The following is a 24,396-nucleotide window of genomic DNA, read 5'->3' as shown; positions in this document are numbered from 1 at the left end:
AGTGCGAGTGCGGGAAAAAGCATGGCAGACAATCCTTTCAAGCGCCCCGACGAGTCCGGTTTTCTGGACAATGATCCCTTTGCCGAGCTGATGCGCATGGCCGACGCGCCGCGCCCCGCCGCGCAGGAGCCGGCCTTCGCGGCCAATGAAAGCTTCGATATCGATCTGGAGCGCGAGCTGCTCGGCGATTTCGACGAGCCGGATCAGGCTCCGGTCGAAACGACGGTTGCGGATCACTGGTCGCGCGAACCCGAATACGAGCCGGAGCCCGCCGAAGCCGAACCGGCGATCGAGGCGCACGCATTCGATGAACCGCATTTCGATGAGCCCGAGTTCGACCACTCGCAGCTTGATGAGCCCGTCGACCCCTCCGCACTGGACGATCTCGATATGGCATTCGAGCTCGACATGTCGGACGAGGGGCCGCATCTGCCCCTGTCGGCGGCCGACGCGGCTGCCGAACCCATCGCTTCGTTCGAGGCAGAGGAAGACGTCCCGGAGGATTTCGACGCGCGCTCCCATGCGCTGTTCGCCTCGGTTCCCGAACTCGCGGAAGAGGTTGTGGTCGAAAAGCCCGAAGCCGACGATTTCGACCGCGCCTTCGCGGATTTCGACCTGGCCGGTGAACCTGAGGTCGAAATCGGCGGCACCCAGCAGCTTGTTGCCGATCCGATTTCCTTTGACGAGATGAACGACGATCGCGACCCCTTTCCGGAGCCGGCCGCACCGCACTTCGCGGCGGCCGAACCGGAGCTGGAAGCCTTCTCCGACGACGATTTCGATTTCGATCCCGATCTGGAAATCGCATCCGACGCGCTCGCCGTTGCGGACGAGCCGGCCATTGGCCACGCCGATGCCTGGCCAACCGACGACGTCTCCGCCTCGACGCCGACGGAAATGAACATTGCCGGGGAAATTTCGCACGACGACGTACCGGCCCAGGACGATCATCCGATCTTGGATGAACCCGAAGCATCGAACGAAGTCCCGGCATTTTCGCATGACGATGTCTTGCAGGCCGGCCCCGCTGCCGATCATGAAGAACAGTCCGAATACGCCCAGGATCTCGAATTGTCGCACGACGAGGAACCGGCCCCTGCATGGGCGCCCTTCGACCTGCGAACCGAAGGCCCGGTCGAAGCCGTTTCGATACCGACAGCGTCCGAACTGTCCTCGCCTTTCGAACCGCAGTTGCGGCGCGAGATTGCCGATGACGATGACGTCCTGAACGATATCGAAAGCTGGCTTGGAGCCGACATCGAGCCGGAGCCGACATCGTCCGAAGCGCATGTTTCGCCTTTCGTCGCGCCTGTCCAGCATGCTGAGATTTCGGCACCTGCGCCCGTTGCGAACGAACCGGAGCCGCTGAGCCTCGAGGACGAGTTGAGCGCGCTTCTGGGTGGTGACGAGCCCGCGCCGGCTCTTTCCGCCGCGGACGCTGCGCCGAATTGGCAGCAGCCTGACATGGTCGAAGCGCAATCCACGATCGAACCCGATCTCGAATTCGCAACTGACGAAATCGATCTGGCTCTCGACCTCGAGTTCGACGAACCCGAACTGCACGGCGCAGAGGCGGATACGTTCGATCTCAGCGACCTGGAAACCGAAGGCTGGCAGGAAGACGACGTTCCAGGCGCTTTCGAGCCGGAGGCGACGGACAGCTTCGATGAGACGCCCGTCGCCGCCAATGCCACATCGGCGAGCAACGAGCCGGTCGTGACGAAGAAGACCGGCCCGCTCGCCATGCTGGCCGCACTTGCTCCTGCAGCCATGGCCCGCTTCGGTGGCGGTGAAAAATCGTCTGCGTCGCGACCTGTGGAAGCGCCCCAGCCGGCGACGCCTCTCTTTGGAATGGCGCGGGCCAATCGGCCGATCGCTCCGGAAATCGAGACCGTCGACGTCGACGACCAGCCGGTAGCGATGGTCGACGACCTGGAAATCCCCGAACTCGCGGAGCAGGAGGAAGTCACGCCTCTGTTCTCGCCCGACGACCTCGAAGCAGAACTTGACGTGGCGTTCGGCAGCCTTGCGACGGACGACGAAACCCCGACGGCCCAGCCCACCCCGGCCACGTCGGCTGTTCCCGAACAGGTTCCGCTCCAGGGCTATTTCGTTGACGGCGACTACGCCTATACGCCCGAACAGAATACGCAGTCCGGCGCGGGCGAATTCGGCGATGTGGACTTCGACGACGATCCGGATGCCGATTTCGAGGTCCAGCAGCCTGCACCCAAGGATGGCCTGCGCCGCAAATACTTCATTCTCGGCGGTGTCGCCGCAGTCGCGATCATCGGTGGTCTTGGCTATTTCGCCGTCGGCGGCCCAATCGGCAACGGCACGCCCGTCGTCGTCCGCGCCGACTCCGAACCGGTTCGCGTGCGGCCGGAAAATCGCGGCGGCGCGACGGTTCCCAACCAGAACAGCCAGGCCTACCAGCGCGCAACCGGCGCCACTGGCGTGCCCGGCGGCGGACAGGAGCAACTCGTCACGTCCGCCGAGGAGCCGATGGATGTCCGCGCGGCCGTCACGCCCTCCGAACCGATGAACGATTTCCCGCTCGTCGGCATGGAAGAGATTCCGATGCTCGACGAAGCGGACGCGACGAACATGCTCGCCTCGGTCAAGAACGACGAGCGCCTCGGGAGCGTCGAGGACATTATCGAGGAAGACAGCATCGAGATCGCACCGCGCCGCGTTCGCACCATGGTCGTCCGCCCCGACGGCACGCTCGTCCCCCGCGACGAGGTTCCCGCCGCGGCGACGCGCGCCGAACTCGAGGCGACGACGATCGCTGCCGCAGCCGGGCAGGGGACGGCCGTTCCGCTGGTACAGGATGCGCAGCCGATCGGCACCATCGTGCCGCCAGGCGAAGTCCTTGCCGACGATCCGGTCATGCCGGACACGGTCGGCGTGGTTCCCTCGCGGCCGCAGGCATCGGCGGCTCCCACCGCCCAGCCGGCTCCCGTCCAGGTCGCCGCTGCCGCACCCGCGACGCAGGCGCCCGTCGCGCAAAGCGCATCCGCAGCGCCCGCCGTCGGCGAATGGTCGATGCAGATCGCCTCGCAGCCGACCGCCGAGGGCGCACAGAGCGCCTATCAGGATCTCGCTCGCCGCTACGGCTCGGTCCTCGAAGGCAAGGGCGTCAACATCGTGCGGGCCGACATCGACGGCATGGGCACCTTCTACCGGGTGCGCATTCCCGCCGCGACGCGCGACGAAGCCATCGGCCTTTGCGAAAGCTTCAAGGGCGCCGGCGGCAACTGCTTCGTCTCGCGATAGACATCCAAGGCCGGGCCCATCGCCCGGCCTTCTGCTTCAAGGGCCGATTGACGGCCGAAAACTCCATGCCATGGTTGAGATATGACCGATTCGAAAGCCCTCATCCTGGGTGCCTCGGGCACCGTTCTGACGCCGCAGGAGCGCGCCTTCTTCCAGGGCGAGGCGCCGTGGGCGTTCATCCTGTTCGCGCGCAACCTGTCCGAGCCCGAGCAAATTCGCGATCTCGTCGCCGACCTGCGTGACTGTATCGGCCGCCCGGACGCGGCGGTTTTCATCGATCAGGAAGGCGGCCGGGTCCAGCGCCTGCGCCCGCCACTCGCGGGTCACTATCCTCCGGCCGATGTCCTTGGCCGCATCCATGCGTCAGACCAGCAAGCGGGCATTCGCGCCTCCTGGCTGATGTCGCGCCTCCACGCGCTCGACCTGATGCAATACGGCATCAACGCCGATTGCCTTCCCGTTCTCGACGTTCCGATCGAAGGCTCGCACGACGTCATCGGCGACCGCGCATATTCGCGTGATCCCCAGGCTGTCGCGGTTCTCGGCAAGGCGGCGGCAGACGGGCTTCTGGCAGGCGGCGTGATGCCGGTCATCAAGCACATTCCCGGCCACGGCCGCGCCTTCTCCGACAGCCATCACGCGCTCCCCGTCGTCGATGCGTCGCTGGAAGAGTTGCGCAATCATGATTTCCTGCCCTTCAAGGCATTGAAGGATGCGCCCGCCGCGATGACGGCCCATGTCGTCTACACCGCGATCGACGCTGAAAACCCGGCGACCACGTCGCCCCGCGCGATACGCGACTTCATCCGCGGTGAGATCGGCTTCGACGGCCTCCTCATGAGCGACGACTTGTCCATGAAGGCGCTTTCTGGGGATTTCGCCACCCGCACCCGCGCATCGCTTGCCGCCGGCTGCGATGTCGTTCTTCACTGCAACGGCGTGATGGAAGAGATGGCGCCGGTCGCCGCCGCTGCGCCCGTTCTTTCGGGAGAGGCGAAGCAGCGCGCGACACGCGCCATGGCAGCCATCGCCAATGGCGGTGACGACGACAGGATTGCACTGCGCCGCGAGTTCGAGGATTTGATCGCGGCCTAGAAGGATTGGGATTGGCCAAGGATACGCCCGCTGCCGCCTCGACTCTCCCCCTGGAGGAATTCTGGGACGAGAACGGTCGCGCAGCATCCGACCCGGCGCTCGTCGTCGACGTCGAGGGCTTCGAAGGCCCGCTCGACCTCTTGTTGCACCTTGCCCGCGGCCAGAAGGTCGATCTTGCGCGCATTTCGGTGCTGGCGCTTGCCGAGCAATATCTGACCTTCGTCGAGCGCGCACGGCACCTGCGCATCGAGCTTGCCGCCGACTATCTCGTCATGGCCGCCTGGCTCGCCTTCCTGAAGTCCAAGCTTCTGATTCCACATAAGAAATCCGAAGAAGGCCAGAGCGGCGACGAACTCGCCGCCGTCCTGCAATTTCGCCTGCGCCGGCTCGAAGCCATGCGCGACGCCGGCAATCGCTTGATGAACCGCGACCATCTCGGCCGCGAAATCTTCGCCCGCGGCATGCCCGAACCGATCGCGATCCGCCGCGAAAACACCTACACCGCCTCGCTCTACGATCTCCTGACCGCTTACGCCTCCCAGCGCCAGCGCGCGGCAGTGACCAATGTGCGAATCGCCAAGCGCGGCGTCTGGTCTTTGAAGGACGCGCGCGAACTCCTGACACGCCTGATCGGAAACTTCACCGAGTGGACGGCACTCGACCGCTTCCTGATCGACTACGTCGTCTCGCCGGAGGAACGGGCGAGCGCGATTGCGAGTTCGTTCGCCGCGACGCTCGAACTCGTTCGCGAAGGACAGTTTCAGGTTCGTCAGGACGGTGCCTTCGCCCCGCTCTATCTGAAGTCGAGAAGCGCCTGAGATGGACCAGAACACCGGAAAAATCATCGCATTCTCGGGACAAACGAGCTCGAAATCGCTCGATTCGGCACTTTTCGAAGCCATTCGGATGGCCGAAGCGCTCATTTTCGCCTCGTCCGAGCCGGTTTCAGCCCGTCATTTGAGGGATAAACTCCCAAATGACGTCGATACCGCAACCGTCCTGACGGAACTCCAGAAGCTCTATTCGGTCCGTGGCGTGAACCTGATCCGGGTCGGCGATGGATGGGCGTTCCGCACTGCGTCGGACCTCTCCTTCCTCCTTGCCCGCGACCAGGTGCAACAGAAGAAGCTCTCCCGCGCCGCCCTCGAAGTCCTCGCCATCATCGCCTACCACCAGCCGGTCACCCGCGCCGAAATGGAGGATATCCGCGGCGTCGAGACCGCCAAGGGCACGCTCGACACGCTGCTGGAGACCGGGTGGGTGCGCATGCGCGGCCGCCGGAAGACACCGGGCCGGCCGGTCACCTACGGCACGACCGAAGGCTTCCTCGACCACTTCGGGCTTGGCGAAATCCGCGATCTGCCTGGCATGGACGAGTTGCGCGGGGCAGGGCTCCTGTCGGCCCGTCTGCCGGCCAATCTCCACATTCCCCAGCCGCCCGCCGATCCCGGCCTCTACGGCGATGACGAGGAACCGCTGACGGACATCGATCTCGAAGAACTCGGCCTGTTGACACCCAAGGTCGAGGATGATTGACCCGGAACGCCGCGGGATGCGGCGTCGGAGGTCACGTGGCTGAAACGATCGAACGCAGGCAGGACGGGCGCGTCACCGCGGGCGTGACCTTTGCGTCGCGCCTCGCCTTCGAGAACGTCTCCCATTCCTTCAATTCACACGCCCAGACCCTGCGCAATGTTTCGCTGACGGCTGAGCCCGGCGAGGTCCTGTGCCTGCTCGGCCCCTCCGGGTCCGGCAAGACGACGCTGTTGCGGATCGCCGCCGGTATCGAGACCCAGACGAGTGGGCGCGTTCTTCTCAACGACCGTGAGATTTCCGGGCCCGACCTGTTCGTCCCCCCGGAAAAACGCTCGGTCGGGCTCGTCTTCCAGGATTTCGCCCTCTTTCCGCATCTGACGATCCTCGAAAACGTGAAGTTCGGGCTGACCGCATTGTCGCGCGTGGAAGCGAAACGGGAAGCGTTGATCTCGCTCGAGCGCGTCGGCCTCGAATCCTACGCCGACGCCTATCCGCACGTGCTTTCGGGCGGGGAGCAGCAGCGCGTAGCGCTTGCCCGCGCGATCGCGCCACGTCCCGGCGTCCTGTTGATGGACGAGCCGTTCTCCGGCCTCGATTCGCGCCTCAAGGACCAGGTTCGCGCCGAAACGCTCGGCATCCTGCGCCAGAGCCGCTCGACGGCGATCGTCGTCACGCACGATGCGGAGGAGGCGATGCGGATGGGTGACCGGATTGCGCTCCTCAAGGACGGCGAACTCGTCCAGACCGGCACCGCCGAGGAACTGTTCAACGCCCCCGTCAATCTTTTTGCGGCGGGGTTCTTTTCGGAACTGAATATTTTCGATGGCCGCGCGTTGTCAGGACGTGTCGAGACGCCGATCGGTATTTTCGACGCAAACGGGTTTCAAGATGGCGTCGGCGTTGCGGTCGCCACACGGCTTTCGGCATTCGATGTGTCGGAAAGCGTTGGCGAAATCCCGGCGCGGGTGATATCACGCCGTTTCCTCGGGGTGGTGGAATTGCTGGAACTTGCGGTTCAAGGGGCTGAGCGACACGTGCGGGCACGCATCCGCTGCGGCGCGTTGCCCCGGTCGAGCCGGGACGTCTGGCTAAACGTCAGAAAGTCTGATGTTCTCGTGTTTGAAAGCCGTTCCGAAAACGCATAAGTCAAGAACGAACGAATTGTTCGAAAGAGAGTGATCATGGGTAGCTTCTCGATCTGGCACTGGCTCATCGTGCTCGTCGTCGTCCTCCTCCTGTTCGGCCGGGGCAAGATTCCCGAGCTGATGGGCGACATGGCCAAGGGCATCAAGAGCTTCAAGAAGGGCATGGCCGACGACGAGGATGTCGGGACCAAGACGCTCGACCACCGCGCCGACGAGCCGATGGCGCCGACCGGCAAGGACAAGGTCGGAAAGACGTCGTCCTGATCGCGAGAAGGCCGCAACGCCTGACGCGGACATGAATGATGATTGACTTGAGCTGGTCCGAAATCCTCGTCATCGCGATCGTGCTGATCGTGGTCGTGGGTCCGAAGGATTTGCCGCGCCTCCTGCGCTCTTTCGGCAAGACGATGTCGACGGTGCGCTCGATGGCGGGCGATTTCCGCAAGCAATTCGACGAGGCGATCAAGGAAGCCGACCTTCAGGACCTGAAGTCGCTTGCCGATGACGCACGCAAGCTCAATCCGGCGTCCGAGATCAAGAAGGCGCTGAACCCGATGGAGCAGGCGGCCAAGGACGTGCGGTCCGGGCTCGACAAGGCGATGAAGCCTTCAACGCCGATCTCCGCCGAAAAGCCCGCCTCGACGCCGCAGCCGGCAGCGCCGCTGAAGACCGGCGCGACGGCAATGCCCGAGGCGATGACGAAGGCACCGTCTGTGACGAAACCTGCTCCGGGTGCGGCAAAGGCACCGGTCAAGGCCGCGCGACCCGCAAAGACCCCGGTTGCCAAGGCTGCCGCGAAGGGCAATGGCGCGGCCGCACCAGCGAAGGCGGCAGCGGCCAAGCCTGCCGCCGCAAAGGCAAAACCGGCGGCGAAAGCAGCCAAGACGACCACGGCCAAGGCGAAGGCGGACAAGTGACCACCAAAGACGACGACCTCGAGTCGAGTTCGGCACCGCTGCTCGACCATCTGATCGAACTGCGCTCGCGGCTGATCCGGGCGCTGATCGGTTTTTTCGTCGCCTTCCTGATCTGCTTCTTCTTCGCCCGCGAACTCTTCAACCTGCTCGTCATTCCGTTTCAGTGGGCGACCGAGTGGGCGGGGCTCGACCCGAAGAGCGTCGACCTGATCTACACAGCGCCGCAGGAATTCTTCTTCACCCAGATCAAGCTGGGCATGTTCGGCGGCATGGTTCTGGCGTTTCCCCTGATCGCCAATCAGGTCTACAAATTCGTCGCGCCGGGCCTCTACAAGAACGAGCGCGCCGCGTTCCTTCCGTTCCTGATCGCATCGCCCATCCTATTCCTGATGGGCGCCGCGCTGGTCTATTTCTTCTTCACGCCGATGGTGATGTGGTTCTTCCTGTCGATGCAGCAGGTGGGTCCGGACCAGGAAATCCAGATTTCGCTCCTGCCGCGCGTTTCGGAATATCTCAGCCTCATCATGACGCTGATCTTCGCGTTCGGGCTGGTGTTCCAGCTTCCCGTCGTCACGACGCTGATGGCGCGCGTCGGCATGGTCACCGCCGAGGGGCTGGCCGACAAACGCAAGTACATGATCGTCGCCGCCTTCGTCGTCGCGGCCGTGATCACGCCGCCCGATCCGGTCAGCCAGATCGGTCTTGCGCTGCCTACGATCCTTCTCTACGAGGTCTCCATCTGGATTGCCCGCAGGCTCGAACGCACGCGCGAACTGGAGCGCATCGCCCGCGAAAAGGCGGAAGCTGCATCCTCCGAGGTCTAGGCGCTCGCCGGACCCGTCATCGTTCGGCCACGGCCACTCCCTGACATATACCGGGACGCTCTGCCAATGCTCGACATCAAATGGATTCGCGAAAAGCCCGAAGCGCTTTCCGCCGCTCTCGAAAAGCGCGGCTGGACGAAGGACGAGGCCGCCGCAAAGGTCGAGGAAATCATCGGCCATGACGAGGCGCGCCGCGCCCATCTCGTCGCTCTGCAGGAAAAGCAGGAACGCCGAAACGCCGCGTCCAAGGAGATCGGCAATGCGATGCGCTCTGGCGACATGGAGCTTGCCGAGCGGCTGAAGGCCGAAGTCGCCGACATCAAGGCCTTCGTCCAGAACGGCGAGGCGACCGAGCGTGATCTCGACCGCCAGATGAGCGACGCGCTGGCGGTCCTGCCTAACATCCCGCTCGACGACGTTCCGCTCGGCAAGGACGAGAACGACAATGTCGAGGTGCGACGGATCGGCGAGCCGAAGCCGAAGACCAACTGGACGCGCGAGCATTTCGAGATCGGCGAAGCGCTCGGCGAAATGGACTTCGAGCGCGCGGCGAAGCTTTCGGGTTCACGCTTCACGGTGCTCTCCGGGCAAATCGCACGGCTTGAACGCGCGCTCGGCCAGTTCATGCTCGACCTGCATACCGGCGAGCACGGCTACACCGAGATGCAGGTGCCGCTGCTGGTGCGCGACGAAGCGCTGTTCGGCACCAATCAGCTTCCGAAATTCGAGGAAGACCTGTTCTTCGCCAAGCATGGCGAAGGCAGGCTCGGCCTGATTCCGACAGCCGAAGTCTCGCTGACCAACATGGTTCGCGAGGAAATCCTGGCCAACGACCGCTTGCCGCTTCGCATGACCGCGCTGACGCCGTGCTTCCGCTCGGAAGCGGGCTCGGCCGGGCGCGACACGCGCGGCATGCTGCGCCAGCACCAGTTCTACAAGGTCGAGCTCGTCTCGATCACCGCGCCGGACGAATCGATCGCCGAGCACGAGCGGATGACGGCCTGCGCCGAGGAGGTGCTGAAGCGCCTCGACCTGCCGTTCCGCACCGTGACCTTGTGCACCGGCGACATGGGCTTCGGCGCGCGCAAGACCTACGACATCGAGGTCTGGCTGCCGGGTCAGAACGCCTATCGCGAAATCTCGTCCTGTTCGGTCTGCGGCGACTTCCAGGCGCGGCGTATGAATGCACGCTTCCGCCGCGCGGACGGTAAGGGCACCGGCTTCGTCCACACGCTCAACGGTTCCGGCACGGCGGTCGGCCGCGCACTGATCGCAGTCATGGAAAACTACCAGAACGAGGACGGCAGCGTCACCGTCCCGCAAGCCTTGCGGTCCTATATGGGCGGGCTGGAAAAGATCGGCGTCAAATAGGAGAAGTCACCTTGCGCATTCTGCTCACCAATGACGACGGCATTCATGCCGAAGGATTGCAGGTTCTGGAGCGGATCGCGCGGGAACTCTCCGACGACGTCTGGGTGGTGGCGCCGGAGACCGACCAGTCGGGCTTTGCCCACTCACTCTCGCTGTCCGAGCCGCTGCGGATGCGCAAGATATCCGACCGGCACTTCGCCGTGCGCGGCACGCCGACCGACTGCGTCATCATGGGCGTGCGCGAAATCCTGCCCGAGCCACCGGACCTGATCTTGTCCGGCGTCAATTCCGGCTCCAACGTCGCCGACGACGTGACCTATTCGGGCACGGTCGCGGGCGCGATGGAGGGAACGCTTCTCGGAGTGCCGTCGATCGCGCTGAGCCAGGGCTACAACGTGACCGAGGAAGGCCGCACGCTGCACTGGGAGACGGCCGAAACGCATGCGCCCGCCATCCTGCGCCGCATGCTCGACGCTTCCATTCCGGCGGGCATCTTCCTCAACATCAACTTCCCAAACTGTCCGCCCGGCGATGTGAAGGGCGCGGTCGTCACCGGCCAGGGCAAGCGCATCCACGGCCTTTGGCTCGACAAGCGACGCGATGGCCGCGGCTTTCCCTATTACTGGCTGCGATTCGGCCGCGAGCCGTCCGAGATCCGCGAAGGCACGGACCTGGCCGCGCTGCGCGACAACCATATCTCGGTGACGCCACTGCATCTCGATCTGACCGCCCACGAGGTCAAGGACCAACTCGCAAAGGCGCTCGCGTCATGACGGACACGGTCGAGCGCGAAGGCTTTGCCGCATTCCTGCTGCGCGCCCGCGCGCTGGGCATCACCGGCCGCGAACTGATCGCGGCGATCGAGGCGACACCGAGGCAGGGCTTCGTCCCTAGTCAGTGGCAGACCGACGCCTGGTCGCGACGCTTCCTGCCGATCGAATGCGGCGAGGCGATCGAAGGCATCGATCTGCAGGCGCAATGCCTTGGCGCGCTCCAGGTCCAGCCCGGGCTGCGCGTCTGCGAAATCGGAACGGGCTCGGGCTACACGGCGGCGATCCTCGGCCGGATCGCGGGCAGGGTGCTCTCGCTGGAGCGATACAAGACCCTCGCCGAGCAGGCGCAGGCGCGAATCGAATCGCTCGGTCTGCAAAATGTCATCGTCCGGCATGCCGACGGCCTGTCCGGCGTTGCCGCCGAAGGTCCGTTCGACCGCATCATCGCCTGGTGTGCCTTCGACGCGCTGCCGCGCCATTTCGTCGACCAGTTGTCGAGCAACGGCATCATGATCGCCGCAATCGGCCCCGCCGAGGACGAGCAGGCACTGGCGCGGCTGACCAAGGTCGGCAGCCGCTTCGAGCGCGAGGACATCGGCCGCGTCCGTTTTCAGCCGATCGTCAAAGGCGTGGCCGCGGTCATCTGATTTCCCTCGAAATGCCACGAATAAGCCGTCGAATTTAACCGGCCAGTAACATTAACGCGCTTTAATCCAGATCAATTGGTATCGGGTAATTGCGGGTTCTGCCATGTGCTTCGGCCTTTCTCATCAGACGCGACGGATTCTCCTGCGCAGCGCCGCAATTGCGGTGGTTGGCGGCCTGGCTGCCGGTTGCAGCTCCAATGTCCAGCGCTTCCAGGATTCACTTTTCACCGGGACGTCGAACAGCGCGGCTGCCGTCGCGCCGGTCTCGCAGCCCTATCCGGGCAATCAGCAGGTCGCCGGCGTCGACCAGACCTATACCGGTTCGGTCTCGCGCAACGGCCAGCGCGGTGCGCCGGTCCCGGCGGCGACCGTCGGCAGCGGGCAGCCCGTCTACCAGGCGCAGCCGCAGCAGCCGGTCTATCAGCAGTCGCAGCCGGTCTACGCGAACCAGGGCGTCGCCGCTTCGCCGGTCGGTCGCGCGACGCTCGCGCCGCCTTCGGGCTCGCAGATGGCCGCCGCTCCACAAGTCAACCAGCCGGCGCCCATCCAGCCGGCGTCGAATGCCCTTCCGTCTCCGACGCAGCCGCAGCAGCCGGGCCAGACGCAGGTCGCCGTGCTGCCGCAGACGCCGACCGTCGGCGGCGCGGGCGCACAGCCGCAGCCGCAGGCAACGCCTGCTCCCGGTGCCGCAGGTGGATCGAGCTACACAGTCGCCTCCGGTGACACGCTGTCCGCAATCTCGCGGCGCACCGGCGTCTCCGCCGATGCCATCAAGCGGGCGAACAATCTCGACAGCGGGCTCATCCGCATCGGTCAGACGCTGACCATTCCGGGCGGCTCCACGCAGGCGACGACGCAGGTTGCAGCCGCGCCGCAGCGTGACCCCGTCGTCACCAACGCGACCCCGGCACCGCAGCAGCCGGCGCAGCCGCCGCGTGCGCAGGAGGCAGCCTACGCGCCGTCATCCTCGGCGCAGGCGTCGGTCGAATCGGCCGTCAAGGACGGTGCGGCGGTCGCGCCCGACTCGACCGGCGTCGGCAAGATGCGCTGGCCGGTTCGCGGCCGCGTGATCTCGAATTTCGGCTCCGCGCAGAGCGGCGACGGCATCGACATCTCGGTCCCGAACGGAACGCCGGTGATGGCCGCCGAAAACGGCGTCGTCATCTATGCGGGCGACGGGCTCAAGGAATTCGGCAACACGGTTCTGGTGCGCCACGACAACGGCCTCGTCACGGTCTACGGACATGCGAGCGACCTGAAGGTGGCGCGCGGTGAGAAGGTCACGCGCGGCCAGCAGATCGCAACGTCCGGCATGAGCGGCAATGCCGAGGCGCCCAAGCTGCGCTTCGAGGTCCGCAAGGACTCCGCTCCCGTCAACCCGGCCGGCTATCTCGAATAGGCGGGCAATGATTTGGCCACATTTGTGCGGTGCGAGGTATCGACGCCTCGCCGCACGAAGTGGCCGGCGTTCGACGCTGCCTGTTTAGTCTCCAGTCCAGGATCGCGTCTGCCCGTCCCGCTTGCGGGGCGGGCAATTTGCGTTGCGCTCAAAGGCTGCGGCCGAGCCGTCCCGCCAGGTCCTGCGTGAACTGCCAGGCGACCCGGCCCGAGCGCGCGCCGCGCGTCGTGGCCCATTCCAGCGCGTCGCGATGCAACTCCTCACGCGGAACGTCGAGCGAAAAATGCGCGGCGTACCCGTCGATCATCGCCAGATAGTCGTCCTGCGAGCACTTGTGGAAGCCGAGCCAGAGGCCGAAGCGGTCGGACAGCGACACCTTCTCCTCGACCGCCTCCGACGGATTGATCGCCGTCGAGCGCTCATTGTCGATCATGTCGCGGGGCAGGAGATGGCGCCGGTTGGAGGTCGCGTAGAAGACGACATTGTCCGGCCGGCCCTCGACCCCGCCTTCGAGCGCCGCCTTGAGCGATTTGTAGGACGTGTCGTCGTGATCGAAGGACAGGTCGTCGCAGAACAGGATGAAGCGGTACGGCGTGTCTTTCACGAGGCCGAGCAGCCGGGGCAGGGTGTCGATGTCCTCACGATGGATCTCGATCAGCTTGAGGGCCGGGGACGATGCCGCCGCTTCGGCGTGCGCGGCCTTGACCAGTGACGACTTGCCCATTCCGCGCGCGCCCCAAAGCAGGACGTTGTTGGCGGAATGACCCACGGCGAAGCGCTGCGTATTCTCGAGCAGGATATCGCGGACGCGGTCGACACCCTTGATCAGGCCGATTGCGACGCGGCTCACCTTCCTGACCGGATCGAGCGCAAGTTCGTCGGCATTCCAGACGAAGCAGTCCGCCGCATCGAAATCGGGCGTCGCGACCCGCCGCGGCCCCATGCGTTCGAGGGCTTCGGCGACGCGCTCGAGTTGCGTCATCAGGCGGGCGACGTCAGGGCGATCCAACTTGTTCTTCCTCCAGCTTTTGCAATGCTGCGGCTCTATCACGCAGGCCCGCATGCGCAAAGCGGTGTAACGGGCGGCAACAAGAGTTGCATTGATGGCCTTAGCGACTATATTCGCGCCGATTTCACGGGACCGCCGCATGCGGTCCCTTCGCGTATTTTCACCAGGAGCAATCGATGTTCGTGACCCCCGCATATGCGCAGGCAGCCGGCGGCGCCCCTGACATTTTCGTCAGCATTCTGCCCTTTCTCCTGATCTTCGTGATCATGTACTTCCTGATCATCCGCCCGCAGCGGACCCAGTTGAAGAAGCGCACCGAAATGCTCACCGCCATTCGTCGCGGCGATACGGTCGTCACCGGCGGCGGCCTGATCGGCAAGGTCACCAAGGTGATCGACGACAACGAGCTCGAGATCGACCTCGGCAACGGTCTCAAGGTGACGTCGCTTCGCGCGATGATCGCGGATGTCCGCGTCAAGGGCGAACCTGTCGCCAACCAGAACGCCAAGAAGTAGTCGCAATTGGGGATCATCGAGCTTCGATGGTCTCGAGCGCCGCGCACCGATACGGCCGGTCTGCGCCGGATTTGCTTCGATTGAGCCGATAAGTCGATAATGTGTGGCGCGGGGCGGCAAAGCCCTGTTGCGAAACTGCCCTTACGAGGCCCAATGCTTTACTTTTCCCGCTGGAAGACGATCTCGATCTGGCTCTTGGTGCTCCTGGGCGTCCTCTTCGCCTTGCCGAACATGGCGTCGCAATCGACGCTGTCGGCTCTGCCGGATTGGCTGCCCAAGCGCCAGATGACGCTCGGCCTCGATCTTCAGGGCGGCTCGCACATGCTGCTCCAGATCGACCGGCAGGGCCTCGCCAACGATCGTCTCGAGACCGTGCGGGACGATGTGCGAACCTCGCTTCGCGACGCGGGCGTCGGGTATACGGGCCTGACCGAAAGCGGCAGCACCGTCCAGGTTCGCGTTCGCGACGAAGCCCAGATCGAAACGGCACGCACGGCGCTGCAGGCGCTGGCCGAGCCCGTATCTTCCGGGCTGTTCGGCACCGGCGTCGTGACCGAAGTCGATCTGGCCGAAACGGAACCGGGCCTGTTCCGCCTGTCGCTGAGCAATGAGGGCATCGCATACCGGCTCAATTCCGCGCTCAACCAGTCGATCGAGGTGGTGGGCCGGCGCGTCAACGAACTTGGCACGACGGAACCGATCATCCAGCGCCAGGGCGAGGACCGAATTCTCGTTCAGGTTCCCGGCCTTCAGGACCCCGAACGGCTGAAGGAAATTCTCGGCCAAACGGCGCAGCTCACGTTCCAGATGGTCGACCAGACCAACTCCGTCGACGATGCGATCAACGGACGGCCGCCGGCAGGCACGCGAGTCCTCTACTCGACGGACGAGCCGCGCGTCCCCTACCTCATCGAGAACCGCGTCATCGTTTCGGGCGAAAACCTCGTCGACGCGCAGGCGACCTTCGACCAGCGGACGAACGAACCCGTCGTCTCCTTCCGCTTCGACAATCAGGGCGCGACGCGCTTCGGCCAGGCGACCCAGCAGAATGTCGGCCGACCCTTCGCGATCATTCTCGACGACGAAGTCATTTCCGCCCCCCGCATCAATGAACCGATCCTTGGCGGTTCGGGTCAGATTTCCGGCAGCTTCACGGTTCAGGGCGCGAACGACCTCGCCGTTCTGTTGCGCGCCGGTGCCTTGCCGGCCGATCTGACGATCATCGAAGAACGCACCGTCGGCCCGAGCCTCGGCCAGGACTCGATCGAAGCCGGCCAGATTGCCTCGCTTCTGGCAGGCTTCCTCGTCTTCGCCTTCATGATCGTCGCCTATGGCAAGCTCGGCATCATCGCCAACATCGCGCTTCTCGCCAACCTCGCGATGATCGTCGCGATCCTGTCGACGCTCGGCGCGACACTGACGCTGCCCGGCATCGCCGGCATCGTGCTGACGATGGGCATGGCCGTCGATTCGAACGTCATCATCTTCGAGCGCGTGCGTGAAGAGCGCCGCCAGGGACGATCGATCGTCCAGGCACTCGATTCGGGCTTCCAGCGCGCGCTATCGACCGTCATCGACGCCAATCTGACCACGTTCATCGCGGCTGCGATCCTGTTCTTCCTCGGCTCTGGCCCGGTTCGTGGCTTCGCGGTCACCCTCGCCATCGGCATCATCACGACCGTCTTCACCGCCTATACGCTGACACGCTGGCTCATTGCCTGGTGGCTTCGCAGGCAGCGCCCGACCGAAATGCCCGCCGGCGCCGTCAGCTACATCCCGTTCGACACCAAGATCCCGTTCATGAAGGTCCGCAACTGGGGCTTCCTCATCTCGGGCGCCCTGACGGTTGCCGCGATCGCACTGTTCTTCACCGTTAACATGAATTACGGCATCGACTTCCGCGGCGGCTCAAGCATCGAGGTCCAGTCGCGGGAAGGGCCGGCGGATGCGGGCGACGTGCGCAGCCGCTTGACCGATCTCAACCTCGGCGAAGTGCAGGTGCAGGAATTCGGCAGCCCGAACGAGCTTTTGATCCGCATCGGCACGCAGGATGCTGAAAGCGACACCGCAGAACAGGCGGCGGTTCAGCAGGTTCGCAGCGTGCTCGAAGCGGACTACGAATTCCGCCGGGTCGAAATCGTCGGACCGACCATCTCGAGCGAACTCGCCCGAAACGGCACGATCGCGGTCATTGTCGCGATGCTGGCGATGCTGGTTTATATCTGGTTGCGCTTCGAGTGGCAGTTCGCCATCGGCGCCATCGTCTCGACCCTGCACGACGTGATCATGCTGATCGGGTTCTATGTGCTGCTGGGCATCGAGTTCAACCTGACGAGTATCGCCGCGGTGCTGACGGTGGTCGGCTATTCGATCAACGATACGGTCGTCGTCTACGATCGCGTGCGCGAAAATCTCAGGCGATTCAAGAAGATGCCGATCGCAGACATTCTCGATCTGTCCTTGAACCAGACCCTGTCGCGGACGATCCTGACCGGCGTGACGACGTTGCTCGCACTGTTCGCGCTCTATCTCTTCGGCGGCGAGGTCATCGCGTCGTTCACCATCGCGATGATCATCGGCATCCTGGTCGGCACCTATTCGTCGGTGTTCGTTGCCGGCCCGCTGCTGATCCTGTTCAATCTTCGCCCGGCGAAGACCGAGGCGGATCAGACGTCGGATGCGCCGCCCGCACAGCCGAGCCAGGCCTGACCGAAGATGTCGCACGGCCTGGTCATTCGGGACGCTCACTTTCCCGGCAGGGCGCCGATCGATGCGTATGGCAATGGCGGATTCCGCTTTGCCGACATGTCGCATCGCGGATCGATTCTCTGCCTGCCCTCCGGCATTCATGGCTGGACGCCGGCGGACCCGGCGGCGCTAGCGATCGACGATTTCGAACCGCTTCTGGCCGAAAGCGAAGCGATCGAAATCCTGCTCGTCGGGATGGGGCCGGATTTGCGCCCCTTGCCGGCCGATCTTCGCAAGCGCTTGCGTGAAGCCGGCATCTCCGCTGACCCGATGTCGACAGGCGCGGCCGTCCGTACGTTCAACGTGCTCCTCGCCGAGGAGCGCGCCGTCGCCGCGGCCCTGATCGCGGTCGAGTGATGGACAACGCGGCCTTCGTCCGGGATTTCGTTCGCCAGAACGATCCGGACCGGTTTTTCGCCAGCCTGTTCGCGCCTCAAGACGAGCGGGCCGCACTTCTGGCGATTGCCGCATTCGACGCCGAGATCGCCTCGCTGCGCGGCAAGGTGCGCGAGCCGATGGCCGGCGAAATCCGCATCCGCTGGTGGCAGGATCGGATCGATGCCGAAGGGAACAGTGCAACGGGCAATCCGCTCGCCGATGAACTTGCGACGGTGATCCAGACCCACGGCCTGCCGAAGACGGCCTTTTCGACCTATCTCGATGCCCGCCTTTTCGATCTCTACGATGACGGTTTCCCCGCGCGCGGCGATCTCGAAGCCTATTGCGGCGAGACGAGCGGGATCATGCTCCAGCTTGCCGCGATGGTCCTCGACCGCGACACGGCGAGCCGTGCCGCCGACGCCTGCGGCCATGGCGGCTGCATGGCGACCGTCACGCAGGCTTTGCGATGGCGAAACCAGCCGGCGCGGCTGCGGCCCTACCTGCCGGGCGACCTGTTGGCTGCGATCAAGCTCGACCGCCAGCATTTTGGCGAAGCGGGACATGAGGAGCGATCCGGCGCTGCGGTCGAAGGCTTGCAGGCCATCGCGCGCGAGCATCGCAGCGCTTTTCTTGCAGCAGCCGCCGCGCTTCCCGACACGGTACGCCCGGCCTTCATCGCCCTGGCGCCGTCGGCTGCTGCCGTGCGCCAGGCGGGGCGTCTTGCCGGGCCGCTTGCGCGCCGGTGGCAGATGCTGAAGGTTGGCGTTGGAGGCTGGCCGGCGCGTTGACGCAAACGTCAATGCTGCTACGCTTGCCTCCTGCAAAGTCCGGATCGGGAGGAGATCCAGATATGAGCCTTGTTTTGCTCGCATCGATCGTCGTTGTCGGCATCGCGGTCGTGGTTCTGGCAGTCCACTATTCGGGCGGCAGCCGTTCGGGCCAGTTCGAGACCGTGTTCGACGCCATCGCCGCCTATCGTGGCGACTATCCCGAAACCGAAGTGCTCGACGGGCGTCTGACGCAAACTCGCGATGTCGCGTTCCTGCGCCTTTCGACACCGGGCCGCGTCGGCTACGTCCAGATTTTCGGCCAGCATTTCCTGACGCGGGAAATCGGCGCATCCGACCTGGCCGCCAGCGTCGTCGCCGACCACGCGGCCATCACCGTTTCACCGCGCGATTTCACCTGGAGGGGCGGGCGCTACGTCTTCGACGACACGGGCATCGCGGCGGAGGTCGCCGGCTGGTTCCCGCAAGCCGCCCTCGACGCACCGCGCTATCACATCGGGTCCGTCCGGCATGGATGACTATCAGTTTCCATCGGTGACGCAGCTTGCGATCCCGTTCTTCGTCCTCGCCATGCTGATCGAGCTTTGGCTGGTGCGGACGGGGAGGGCAAAGGGGGACTTTTCGACCCGCGACACGCTGACGAGCCTTCTCATGGGCACCGGCAATGTGGTTGCCGGCATCCTGCTGGGCGTCGTGTCGTTCGCCGCGCTCTTGTGGGTCTGGCAGTTCCGGCTGTTCGACCTCGGGCTCGGCTGGTGGGTGTTCCTCGCCGCCTTCCTGCTCGACGATTTGCGCTACTACATCTACCACCGGATCGCGCACCGAGTGCGCTGGGTGTGGGCAGAGCACGTCAACCATCATTCCAGCCAGCACTACAATCTGTCGACTGCGCTGCGGCAGAGCTGGACGGGGCTCTTCACCGGCATGTTCGTTCTGCAGGTGCCGCTGGTGCTGCTCGGCTTCCACCCGGCGGTGATCGCCTTCGTCTTCGGCTTCAACCTTGTATGGCAGTTCTGGATTCACACCGAGACGGTGGGCAAGATGTGGCGGCCGATCGAGTTCATCATGAACACGCCATCGCACCACCGCGTCCATCACGCGACCAACCCGCGCTATCTCGACGCCAACTATGCCGGCACGCTGATCATCTGGGACCGGATGTTCGGGACATTCGTCGAGGAGTTGCCGGAGGACGCGCCGCGCTACGGCATCGTCAAGAACATCGGCACCTACAATCCGGTGAAGGTAGCGTTCCACGAATGGGTTGGCATGTTCAAGGATGCGGCGCAACCGGGGCTGACGGTGTCCGATCGGCTGAACTATCTGTTCCAGCCGCCGGGCTGGAGCCATGACGGGTCGCGCGACACCTCGCAGACGATCAAGGCGGCGTATGTGAAGCGCCATCCGGGCGAGGCGGGCAAGCCCGGCTTGCCGGCCGCCGAATAGCTATTCGGCGGCTTCCCGCGCGGGCGCGACGCCGAGCCATTCGCGCGCATCGACGAGCGCGCGCGCGGTGATGGCGCGGCGCTTGGCGTTGGTCTTTTCCTTGCCGCGCAAGCGCTTGCCTTCCGACTTCGGCGCCTCGATCGGCGGGAAGAGGCCGAAATTGACGTTCATCGGCTGGAACGAGCGCTTGCCCGGCTCCTCGTCGGAGACGATGTGGCCGCCGGTGATGTGATTGAGCAGGGCGCCGAAAGCCGTCGTCAGCGGCGGTACGGGGAGGGGGCGTCCCAGGCGTTCGGCAGCGGCGAAGCGGCCGGCGAGAAGTCCGATGGCGGCGCTCTCGACATAACCTTCGCAGCCGGTGATCTGGCCGGCGAAGCGAAGGCCCGGCCGCGACTTCAGTTGCAGCGAGCCGTCGAGCAGCGTCGGCGAATTGAGATAGGTGTTGCGGTGGAGCCCGCCAAGGCGCGCGAACTCTGCATTTTCCAAGCCCGGGATCATCTTGAAGATGCGCGTCTGCTCGGCATATTTCAGCTTCGTCTGGAAGCCGACCATGTTGTAGAGCGTGCCGAGCGCGTTGTCCTGGCGAAGCTGGACAACGGCATAGGCCTTGACCTCGGGATTGTGCGCGTTGGTCAGGCCCATCGGCTTCATCGGGCCGTGCCGCAGCGTCTCGACGCCCCGTTCGGCCATGATCTCGATCGGCAGGCAGCCGTCGAAATAGGGCGTGCCTTCCCATTCCTTGAACTCGGTCTTGCCGCCGTCGATCAGCGCTTGGACAAAGGCGAGGTACTGGTCCTTGTCCATCGGGCAGTTGATGTAGTCCTTGCCCGTGCCGCCGGGGCCGACCTTGTCGTAACGCGACTGGAACCAGGCGACGTCGAGGTCGATGGAGTCGAAATGGACGATCGGCGCGATGGCGTCGAAAAATGCGAGCGCATCGGCCCCCGTCGCCTCCGCGATGGCGGCGGCGAGCGACGGCGCGGTGAGGGGGCCGGTCGCGATGATCGTCTTGTCCCAGTCGGCGGGCGGAAGGCCCTCGACCTCCTCGCGAAGGATGGTGATGAGCGGATGGGCTTCGAGCTTCGCGGTCACGGCATCGGAAAAACCGTCGCGGTCGACCGCGAGCGCACCGCCTGCCGGCACCTGGTTGGCGTCGCCGCAGGACATGATCAGCGAATTGGCAAGGCGCATCTCGGCGTGCAGCAGCCCGACCGCGTTAATCTCGGCGTCGTCCGAACGGAACGAGTTCGAACAGACGAGTTCGGCAAGACCTTCGGTCTTGTGCGCGTCTGTGCCGCGAACGGGGCGCATCTCGTGCAGGATGACGGGAACGCCGGCTTGGGCGAGTTGCCAGGAGGCTTCGGAACCGGCAAGGCCGCCGCCGATGACGTGTACAGGTTGTGTGCTCATTGCGGCGAGATAATCCACAGCGCGCGCCTTTGCAAATCAAAGCTCCGTTGCGATGCGGGAGGCGGATGCTACGAAGACGGATGACCCTGTCGTCGCGATTCGCTCTCCTCACGGCCCTCGCAGCAATAGCGGCCGGCTGCACCTCCGTTTCGTCCAACTACAGTGACGACATCGCGAACGTGTCGACCGGCCGGCTCACGGTCTGCCACGGCTTCGACTGCCGCAACCAGACGGCACTGACCTTCTCGGCCGACAACCAGCAACGCCTTCGCGCCCTGTTCGCGGCAAATGCGGATGCCGCGGCCGAGCGCGAGGCGATCCGCAAGGCGGTGCAGGTCTTCGAGAATGCGGCCACGGCACGGCTGGGCGTCGCGGACAAGCCCAAATCCGATCTGTCGCAAACCGGCCAGCACGGCCAGATGGACTGCATCGACGAATCCACCAACACCCGCACCTTCCTGCGCTATCTCGCATCGAACGGTTTGCTGAAGCACCACACAGTGCAGACCAACGTGACGCGCGGGGTCATCTTCGATGGACGCTATTTCCACGCGACCGCGGTCATTCGCGACAATGGCGGGCAGCGCTGGGCCGTGGATAGCTGGTACGAGCCCGCGGGTGGGCCCCCGGACGTCATGCGTCTGGAGGAATGGCTGGGACGCGGCCAGATGGGCCGCAGATAAGAAAACGGCGCTCACCGGGGGAGGACCGGGAGCGCCGCTGATGTGGACCGACGATCGGGAGGAGGATAATCGTCGGTCTTTCGCGCTCGAGCCCCGGGGAGGAGACGGGACGAGCGGAACTGATTGTTTCGTTAGACGGCCTTGCGGGCGACGAACGGAATGTCGCCACGGGCGATGCCGAGGTCGTTGAGTTCGCGGGTCGACAGGCGGCTCAGCTCGTTGACGGTGTCGCGGTAACGGCGCCAGTTGCGGTAGTTGCGGATCAGGTTCATGGTCGTTCTCGTTTCGTGTTGCTGTTGTTCTTGCGGTATGACGTGCAGATAATCCCGGCACCTGCATATTTGAAGTGCAGTTTCTGCATGCCTGCGATGCAGTTTGTGCATTGCACCATTAACGGCCGTTAGGAGCTGTGTCGAAAGTGGGCAGGCGCCACGATTCGGGCGCAGTCATCAGGCGTCATATCCCCGCCAGGGCAGGGGTTTGAAGGGAATTTGCATGACGCGACGCAACCGCTTTGTGCAGCGCGAAATCGAAGACTGGAAAAAGCGCGGGTTGATCGATGCCGAACTGGCTGAGCGCCTTCGTCACGACGTCGCCACGCGAAGCGGGGGATTTGCCGTTTCCGGCGTCCTGATCGTGATGTCGGCGCTGCTCTTTTCGGCCGCACTCCTGATCTTCATCGCCGCGAACTGGGAAGCGATGCCGCGTCTGGCGCGGGTCGGCCTGATCGCGACCATCATCCTCACCGCGAACGGCCTTGGTGCGTGGGCCTCCATGCTGGGCAGGCGCTATCTTGCCGACGCGCTGTGGCTGATCGGCTCGGCGGCGTTTGCCGCCGGCATGGCTCTGGTCAGCCAGATGTATCATCTGTCGGGCAGCGAGAGCGGGCTTTACCTCGTCTGGTGGCTGTCGGCGATCGTCTCGGCGGTCGCGCTGCGCTCGCGCGCGCTGACGATGGCCTCGATCCTGCTCGCCGTCGTCTGGCTCATAGCCGGCCTCGGTGACTGGGGCGGGATCGAAGCGAACCTGCCTTTGTCGGCGCATCTTTTCCCGCTGATGCTGGCAGCCGGCTGGATCGCTTCACTCCATACGCGCGTCGCCCTGGCGCGCGATCTGGCGCTTCTCGCCTTCGGCGCCTATGTGACCGTGCTCTTCATCGCCTGGGGCGTCGTGGTGCCGATCGTCACCGTGGCGCTGGCCGCGCTCGGCTTCGCCGCCGCGACACATCTCGACTGGCGCGGCGAGAGGAGTGCCGCACCCCATCTCGGCCTCGAACTGTCGATGCTGCAGTATTTCGTTCTCGCCAGCGTGCTTCTTCATGTCGAGTGGCACGAGGGCCCGGGACTGGTGGTCGTCGCGAGCCTGATGTTCGCCGGACTGACGGCAGCGCTTCTGCTTGGCGGGAAGGAGAGCAGCGGCGTCCGGCGGCTGGTCTATGTCGCCTTCGCCGGCGAACTCATCTTCATCTATGTCCAGACCGTCGGCACGATGCTCGGCACATTCGGTTTCCTGACGCTCGCCGCGATCGCGCTCGCCATTTTCGCCCGGTTGGTGACGCGCTTCGAGCGACGGATGGCACCTCCGGCGCAGGAAGGCGCATCGACATGAGACGCCCGGCCCGGATTCTCGCCATCGCCCTTGGTCTTGCAGCGGTCCAGATCGGCTTCCTCGGCTCGATGATTCTCGGCCGCGCGGGCATTCTGCGCGAAGGAACGGAAATCCGCCTCGCCGTCGAGCCGGTCGACCCGCGCGATCTCCTTCGCGGCGACTATGTCGTCCTCGGCTATCCGATTTCCCGCATCGATCGGTCGCTGATCGGGGAGACGGACGGGCGCGACCTGAAAGGCCGCTGGGTCTACGTGCGGCTGTCGCGCGACGATGACGGCTCGTTTGCACCCGTCGCAGCAGTGCTCGACGGACCATCCGCGGCCGAACGGCTCGAAAACGAGATCGATCTGCGCGGCATTGTCACAAGCGAGGCCGGCTCGGGCGAGGCGACGGTTCAGGTCGCCTACGGCATCGAGCGCTACTACGTGCCGGAGGGCGAGGGCAGGGCGATCGAGGACGCGATGCGGCAGGATCGCTTCGAGATACTGGCGGCTGTCGATAAGGACGGCACGGCCCAGATCAAGGCGCTTCTCCACGATGGCCGCGCCATCTATCGCGAACCGCTCTTCTAGATGTCTCGAGCGACCAGAAAAAAGCCCGTTTTCAGGGCAATTTTCCTTTGATCGATCATGAGCCGGTGATATAGAACCAGCCGATTTCAAGGGCTGACTGCTCGTGAAGCGGGTGTGGCGGAATTGGCAGACGCACTTGGTTTAGGTCCAAGCGCTGAAAAGCGTGGGGGTTCAAGTCCCTCCACCCGCACCAACGGCCACCCCGGGAAATGAAATTGAGCGTCGGCCCGGTTCGGATGGGGCTGAGACG

24 protein-coding genes and 1 tRNA gene are annotated in these 24,396 nt (G+C 64.7%); 22 read left to right on the top strand and 3 right to left on the bottom strand.

Annotated elements, in window-relative coordinates:
• The first annotated feature begins 21 nt into the window (after nucleotides 1-21).
• The 12 genes from ALII_RS21460 (at nucleotide 22) to ALII_RS0101805 (ending at nucleotide 12,986) form a co-directional block, all read left to right on the top strand.
• Entirely contained in the window at nucleotides 22-3,279 is a 3,258-nt protein-coding gene (locus ALII_RS21460) for an SPOR domain-containing protein (RefSeq protein WP_024585638.1), read from the top strand.
• Nucleotides 3,280-3,360: 81 nt separating this feature from the next.
• Nucleotides 3,361-4,374, top strand: a complete 1,014-nt coding sequence (gene nagZ, locus ALII_RS0101855; protein WP_024585637.1) for a beta-N-acetylhexosaminidase — start codon at nucleotides 3,361-3,363, stop codon at nucleotides 4,372-4,374.
• A gap of 50 nt (nucleotides 4,375-4,424) precedes the next feature.
• Complete coding sequence (locus ALII_RS0101850) at nucleotides 4,425-5,192, top strand: ScpA family protein (RefSeq protein WP_024585636.1); 768 nt, start codon at nucleotides 4,425-4,427, stop codon at nucleotides 5,190-5,192.
• 1 nt (nucleotide 5,193) lies between these two features.
• Nucleotides 5,194-5,910: an SMC-Scp complex subunit ScpB gene (gene scpB, locus ALII_RS0101845; protein WP_024585635.1), complete on the top strand. Its 717-nt coding sequence runs from the start codon at nucleotides 5,194-5,196 to the stop codon at nucleotides 5,908-5,910.
• Between the two features lie 35 nt (nucleotides 5,911-5,945).
• Nucleotides 5,946-7,055, top strand: a complete 1,110-nt coding sequence (locus ALII_RS0101840; RefSeq protein ID WP_024585634.1) for an ABC transporter ATP-binding protein — start codon at nucleotides 5,946-5,948, stop codon at nucleotides 7,053-7,055.
• Nucleotides 7,056-7,091: 36 nt separating this feature from the next.
• Complete coding sequence (locus tag ALII_RS0101835; RefSeq protein WP_024585633.1) at nucleotides 7,092-7,319, top strand: twin-arginine translocase TatA/TatE family subunit; 228 nt, start codon at nucleotides 7,092-7,094, stop codon at nucleotides 7,317-7,319.
• A gap of 38 nt (nucleotides 7,320-7,357) precedes the next feature.
• Nucleotides 7,358-7,972: a Sec-independent protein translocase protein TatB gene (gene tatB, locus ALII_RS0101830; protein WP_024585632.1), complete on the top strand. Its 615-nt coding sequence runs from the start codon at nucleotides 7,358-7,360 to the stop codon at nucleotides 7,970-7,972.
• Nucleotides 7,969-8,796 carry a twin-arginine translocase subunit TatC gene (gene tatC / locus ALII_RS0101825; protein ID WP_024585631.1) on the top strand — a complete coding sequence of 276 codons (828 nt, stop codon included), beginning with the start codon at nucleotides 7,969-7,971 and terminating at the stop codon, nucleotides 8,794-8,796. The genes tatB and tatC overlap by 4 nt, the downstream gene beginning before the upstream one ends.
• 66 nt (nucleotides 8,797-8,862) lie before the next feature.
• Nucleotides 8,863-10,167, top strand: coding sequence for a serine--tRNA ligase (serS, locus tag ALII_RS0101820; RefSeq protein WP_024585630.1), 1,305 nt, complete (start codon nucleotides 8,863-8,865; stop codon nucleotides 10,165-10,167).
• Between the two features lie 11 nt (nucleotides 10,168-10,178).
• Nucleotides 10,179-10,940, top strand: a complete 762-nt coding sequence (gene surE / locus ALII_RS0101815) for a 5'/3'-nucleotidase SurE (protein ID WP_024585629.1) — start codon at nucleotides 10,179-10,181, stop codon at nucleotides 10,938-10,940.
• Nucleotides 10,937-11,587: a protein-L-isoaspartate(D-aspartate) O-methyltransferase gene (locus ALII_RS0101810; protein WP_024585628.1), complete on the top strand. Its 651-nt coding sequence runs from the start codon at nucleotides 10,937-10,939 to the stop codon at nucleotides 11,585-11,587. The genes surE and ALII_RS0101810 overlap by 4 nt, the downstream gene beginning before the upstream one ends.
• Nucleotides 11,588-11,690: 103 nt before the next feature.
• On the top strand, nucleotides 11,691-12,986 hold the full coding sequence (locus tag ALII_RS0101805; RefSeq protein ID WP_024585627.1) for a peptidoglycan DD-metalloendopeptidase family protein: 1,296 nt from the start codon (nucleotides 11,691-11,693) through the stop codon (nucleotides 12,984-12,986).
• A gap of 148 nt (nucleotides 12,987-13,134) precedes the next feature.
• Here ALII_RS0101805 and ALII_RS0101800 read toward each other — a convergent pair whose 3' ends face one another.
• On the bottom strand, nucleotides 13,135-13,968 hold the full coding sequence (locus ALII_RS0101800) for an ATP-binding protein (RefSeq protein WP_024585626.1): 834 nt from the start codon (nucleotides 13,966-13,968) through the stop codon (nucleotides 13,135-13,137).
• A 203-nt stretch (nucleotides 13,969-14,171) separates the two neighbouring features.
• On the opposite strand from ALII_RS0101800, the gene yajC reads away from it, so the two are divergent.
• From yajC to ALII_RS0101770, 6 genes are all read left to right on the top strand, one after another.
• Nucleotides 14,172-14,510 carry a preprotein translocase subunit YajC gene (gene yajC / locus ALII_RS0101795; protein WP_024585625.1) on the top strand — a complete coding sequence of 113 codons (339 nt, stop codon included), beginning with the start codon at nucleotides 14,172-14,174 and terminating at the stop codon, nucleotides 14,508-14,510.
• A 153-nt stretch (nucleotides 14,511-14,663) separates the two neighbouring features.
• Complete coding sequence (secDF, locus tag ALII_RS0101790; RefSeq protein WP_024585624.1) at nucleotides 14,664-17,219, top strand: protein translocase subunit SecDF; 2,556 nt, start codon at nucleotides 14,664-14,666, stop codon at nucleotides 17,217-17,219.
• Nucleotides 17,220-17,225: 6 nt separating this feature from the next.
• Nucleotides 17,226-17,615, top strand: a complete 390-nt coding sequence (locus tag ALII_RS0101785; protein WP_024585623.1) for an Mth938-like domain-containing protein — start codon at nucleotides 17,226-17,228, stop codon at nucleotides 17,613-17,615.
• Nucleotides 17,615-18,427: a squalene/phytoene synthase family protein gene (locus ALII_RS0101780; protein ID WP_029660084.1), complete on the top strand. Its 813-nt coding sequence runs from the start codon at nucleotides 17,615-17,617 to the stop codon at nucleotides 18,425-18,427. Before ALII_RS0101785 ends, ALII_RS0101780 begins: the two co-directional genes overlap by 1 nt.
• A 62-nt stretch (nucleotides 18,428-18,489) precedes the next feature.
• Complete coding sequence (locus tag ALII_RS0101775) at nucleotides 18,490-18,945, top strand: hypothetical protein (protein WP_024585621.1); 456 nt, start codon at nucleotides 18,490-18,492, stop codon at nucleotides 18,943-18,945.
• On the top strand, nucleotides 18,938-19,873 hold the full coding sequence (locus ALII_RS0101770; RefSeq protein WP_024585620.1) for a sterol desaturase family protein: 936 nt from the start codon (nucleotides 18,938-18,940) through the stop codon (nucleotides 19,871-19,873). The genes ALII_RS0101775 and ALII_RS0101770 overlap by 8 nt, the downstream gene beginning before the upstream one ends.
• Here the strand turns inward: ALII_RS0101770 and trmFO are convergent, their stop codons facing one another.
• Nucleotides 19,874-21,283: a methylenetetrahydrofolate--tRNA-(uracil(54)-C(5))-methyltransferase (FADH(2)-oxidizing) TrmFO gene (gene trmFO, locus ALII_RS0101765; RefSeq protein WP_024585619.1), complete on the bottom strand. Its 1,410-nt coding sequence runs from the start codon at nucleotides 21,281-21,283 to the stop codon at nucleotides 19,874-19,876.
• A gap of 80 nt (nucleotides 21,284-21,363) precedes the next feature.
• Between trmFO and ALII_RS0101760 the strand changes: the two genes are divergently transcribed.
• Nucleotides 21,364-21,966, top strand: coding sequence for a hypothetical protein (locus ALII_RS0101760; RefSeq protein ID WP_024585618.1), 603 nt, complete (start codon nucleotides 21,364-21,366; stop codon nucleotides 21,964-21,966).
• A 131-nt stretch (nucleotides 21,967-22,097) separates the two neighbouring features.
• On the opposite strand, the gene ALII_RS21775 is transcribed toward ALII_RS0101760, so the two are convergent.
• Entirely contained in the window at nucleotides 22,098-22,238 is a 141-nt protein-coding gene (locus ALII_RS21775) for a DUF1127 domain-containing protein (protein WP_081718860.1), read from the bottom strand.
• 223 nt (nucleotides 22,239-22,461) lie between these two features.
• Between ALII_RS21775 and ALII_RS0101750 the strand changes: the two genes are divergently transcribed.
• The 3 genes from ALII_RS0101750 (at nucleotide 22,462) to ALII_RS0101740 (ending at nucleotide 24,339) form a co-directional block, all read left to right on the top strand.
• Nucleotides 22,462-23,574 (top strand): DUF2157 domain-containing protein, encoded by a 1,113-nt coding sequence (locus ALII_RS0101750; RefSeq protein WP_024585617.1) that lies wholly within the window; start codon nucleotides 22,462-22,464, stop codon nucleotides 23,572-23,574.
• A complete protein-coding gene (locus ALII_RS0101745) occupies nucleotides 23,571-24,146 on the top strand; it encodes a GDYXXLXY domain-containing protein (protein WP_024585616.1) in 576 nt (191 codons plus the stop codon). Before ALII_RS0101750 ends, ALII_RS0101745 begins: the two co-directional genes overlap by 4 nt.
• Nucleotides 24,147-24,254: 108 nt before the next feature.
• Nucleotides 24,255-24,339 (top strand) — tRNA-Leu (locus ALII_RS0101740).
• The last annotated feature ends 57 nt before the right edge of the window (nucleotides 24,340-24,396 follow it).

This window comes from Aliihoeflea sp. 2WW (genome assembly GCF_000497755.1).
In the GTDB taxonomy this organism is placed as follows: domain Bacteria; phylum Pseudomonadota; class Alphaproteobacteria; order Rhizobiales; family Rhizobiaceae; genus Aliihoeflea.
Note: the sequence above shows the minus strand (reverse complement) of the source record. Positions and strands in the feature narration are given on the sequence as shown.

Coding starts and splice junctions, on each gene's coding strand:
- ALII_RS21460 (WP_024585638.1), top strand. CDS start 22: ATGGCAGACAATCCTTTCAAGCGCCCCGACGAGTCCGGTTTTCTGGAC.
- nagZ (WP_024585637.1), top strand. CDS start 3,361: ATGACCGATTCGAAAGCCCTCATCCTGGGTGCCTCGGGCACCGTTCTG.
- scpB (WP_024585635.1), top strand. CDS start 5,194: ATGGACCAGAACACCGGAAAAATCATCGCATTCTCGGGACAAACGAGC.
- ALII_RS0101835 (WP_024585633.1), top strand. CDS start 7,092: ATGGGTAGCTTCTCGATCTGGCACTGGCTCATCGTGCTCGTCGTCGTC.
- tatB (WP_024585632.1), top strand. CDS start 7,358: ATGATTGACTTGAGCTGGTCCGAAATCCTCGTCATCGCGATCGTGCTG.
- serS (WP_024585630.1), top strand. CDS start 8,863: ATGCTCGACATCAAATGGATTCGCGAAAAGCCCGAAGCGCTTTCCGCC.
- ALII_RS0101810 (WP_024585628.1), top strand. CDS start 10,937: ATGACGGACACGGTCGAGCGCGAAGGCTTTGCCGCATTCCTGCTGCGC.
- ALII_RS0101805 (WP_024585627.1), top strand. CDS start 11,691: ATGTGCTTCGGCCTTTCTCATCAGACGCGACGGATTCTCCTGCGCAGC.
- ALII_RS0101800 (WP_024585626.1), bottom strand. CDS start 13,968: ATGACGCAACTCGAGCGCGTCGCCGAAGCCCTCGAACGCATGGGGCCG.
- yajC (WP_024585625.1), top strand. CDS start 14,172: ATGTTCGTGACCCCCGCATATGCGCAGGCAGCCGGCGGCGCCCCTGAC.
- secDF (WP_024585624.1), top strand. CDS start 14,664: ATGCTTTACTTTTCCCGCTGGAAGACGATCTCGATCTGGCTCTTGGTG.
- ALII_RS0101785 (WP_024585623.1), top strand. CDS start 17,226: ATGTCGCACGGCCTGGTCATTCGGGACGCTCACTTTCCCGGCAGGGCG.
- ALII_RS0101780 (WP_029660084.1), top strand. CDS start 17,615: ATGGACAACGCGGCCTTCGTCCGGGATTTCGTTCGCCAGAACGATCCG.
- ALII_RS0101775 (WP_024585621.1), top strand. CDS start 18,490: ATGAGCCTTGTTTTGCTCGCATCGATCGTCGTTGTCGGCATCGCGGTC.
- ALII_RS0101770 (WP_024585620.1), top strand. CDS start 18,938: ATGGATGACTATCAGTTTCCATCGGTGACGCAGCTTGCGATCCCGTTC.
- trmFO (WP_024585619.1), bottom strand. CDS start 21,283: ATGAGCACACAACCTGTACACGTCATCGGCGGCGGCCTTGCCGGTTCC.
- ALII_RS0101760 (WP_024585618.1), top strand. CDS start 21,364: ATGACCCTGTCGTCGCGATTCGCTCTCCTCACGGCCCTCGCAGCAATA.
- ALII_RS21775 (WP_081718860.1), bottom strand. CDS start 22,238: ATGAACCTGATCCGCAACTACCGCAACTGGCGCCGTTACCGCGACACC.
- ALII_RS0101750 (WP_024585617.1), top strand. CDS start 22,462: ATGACGCGACGCAACCGCTTTGTGCAGCGCGAAATCGAAGACTGGAAA.
- ALII_RS0101745 (WP_024585616.1), top strand. CDS start 23,571: ATGAGACGCCCGGCCCGGATTCTCGCCATCGCCCTTGGTCTTGCAGCG.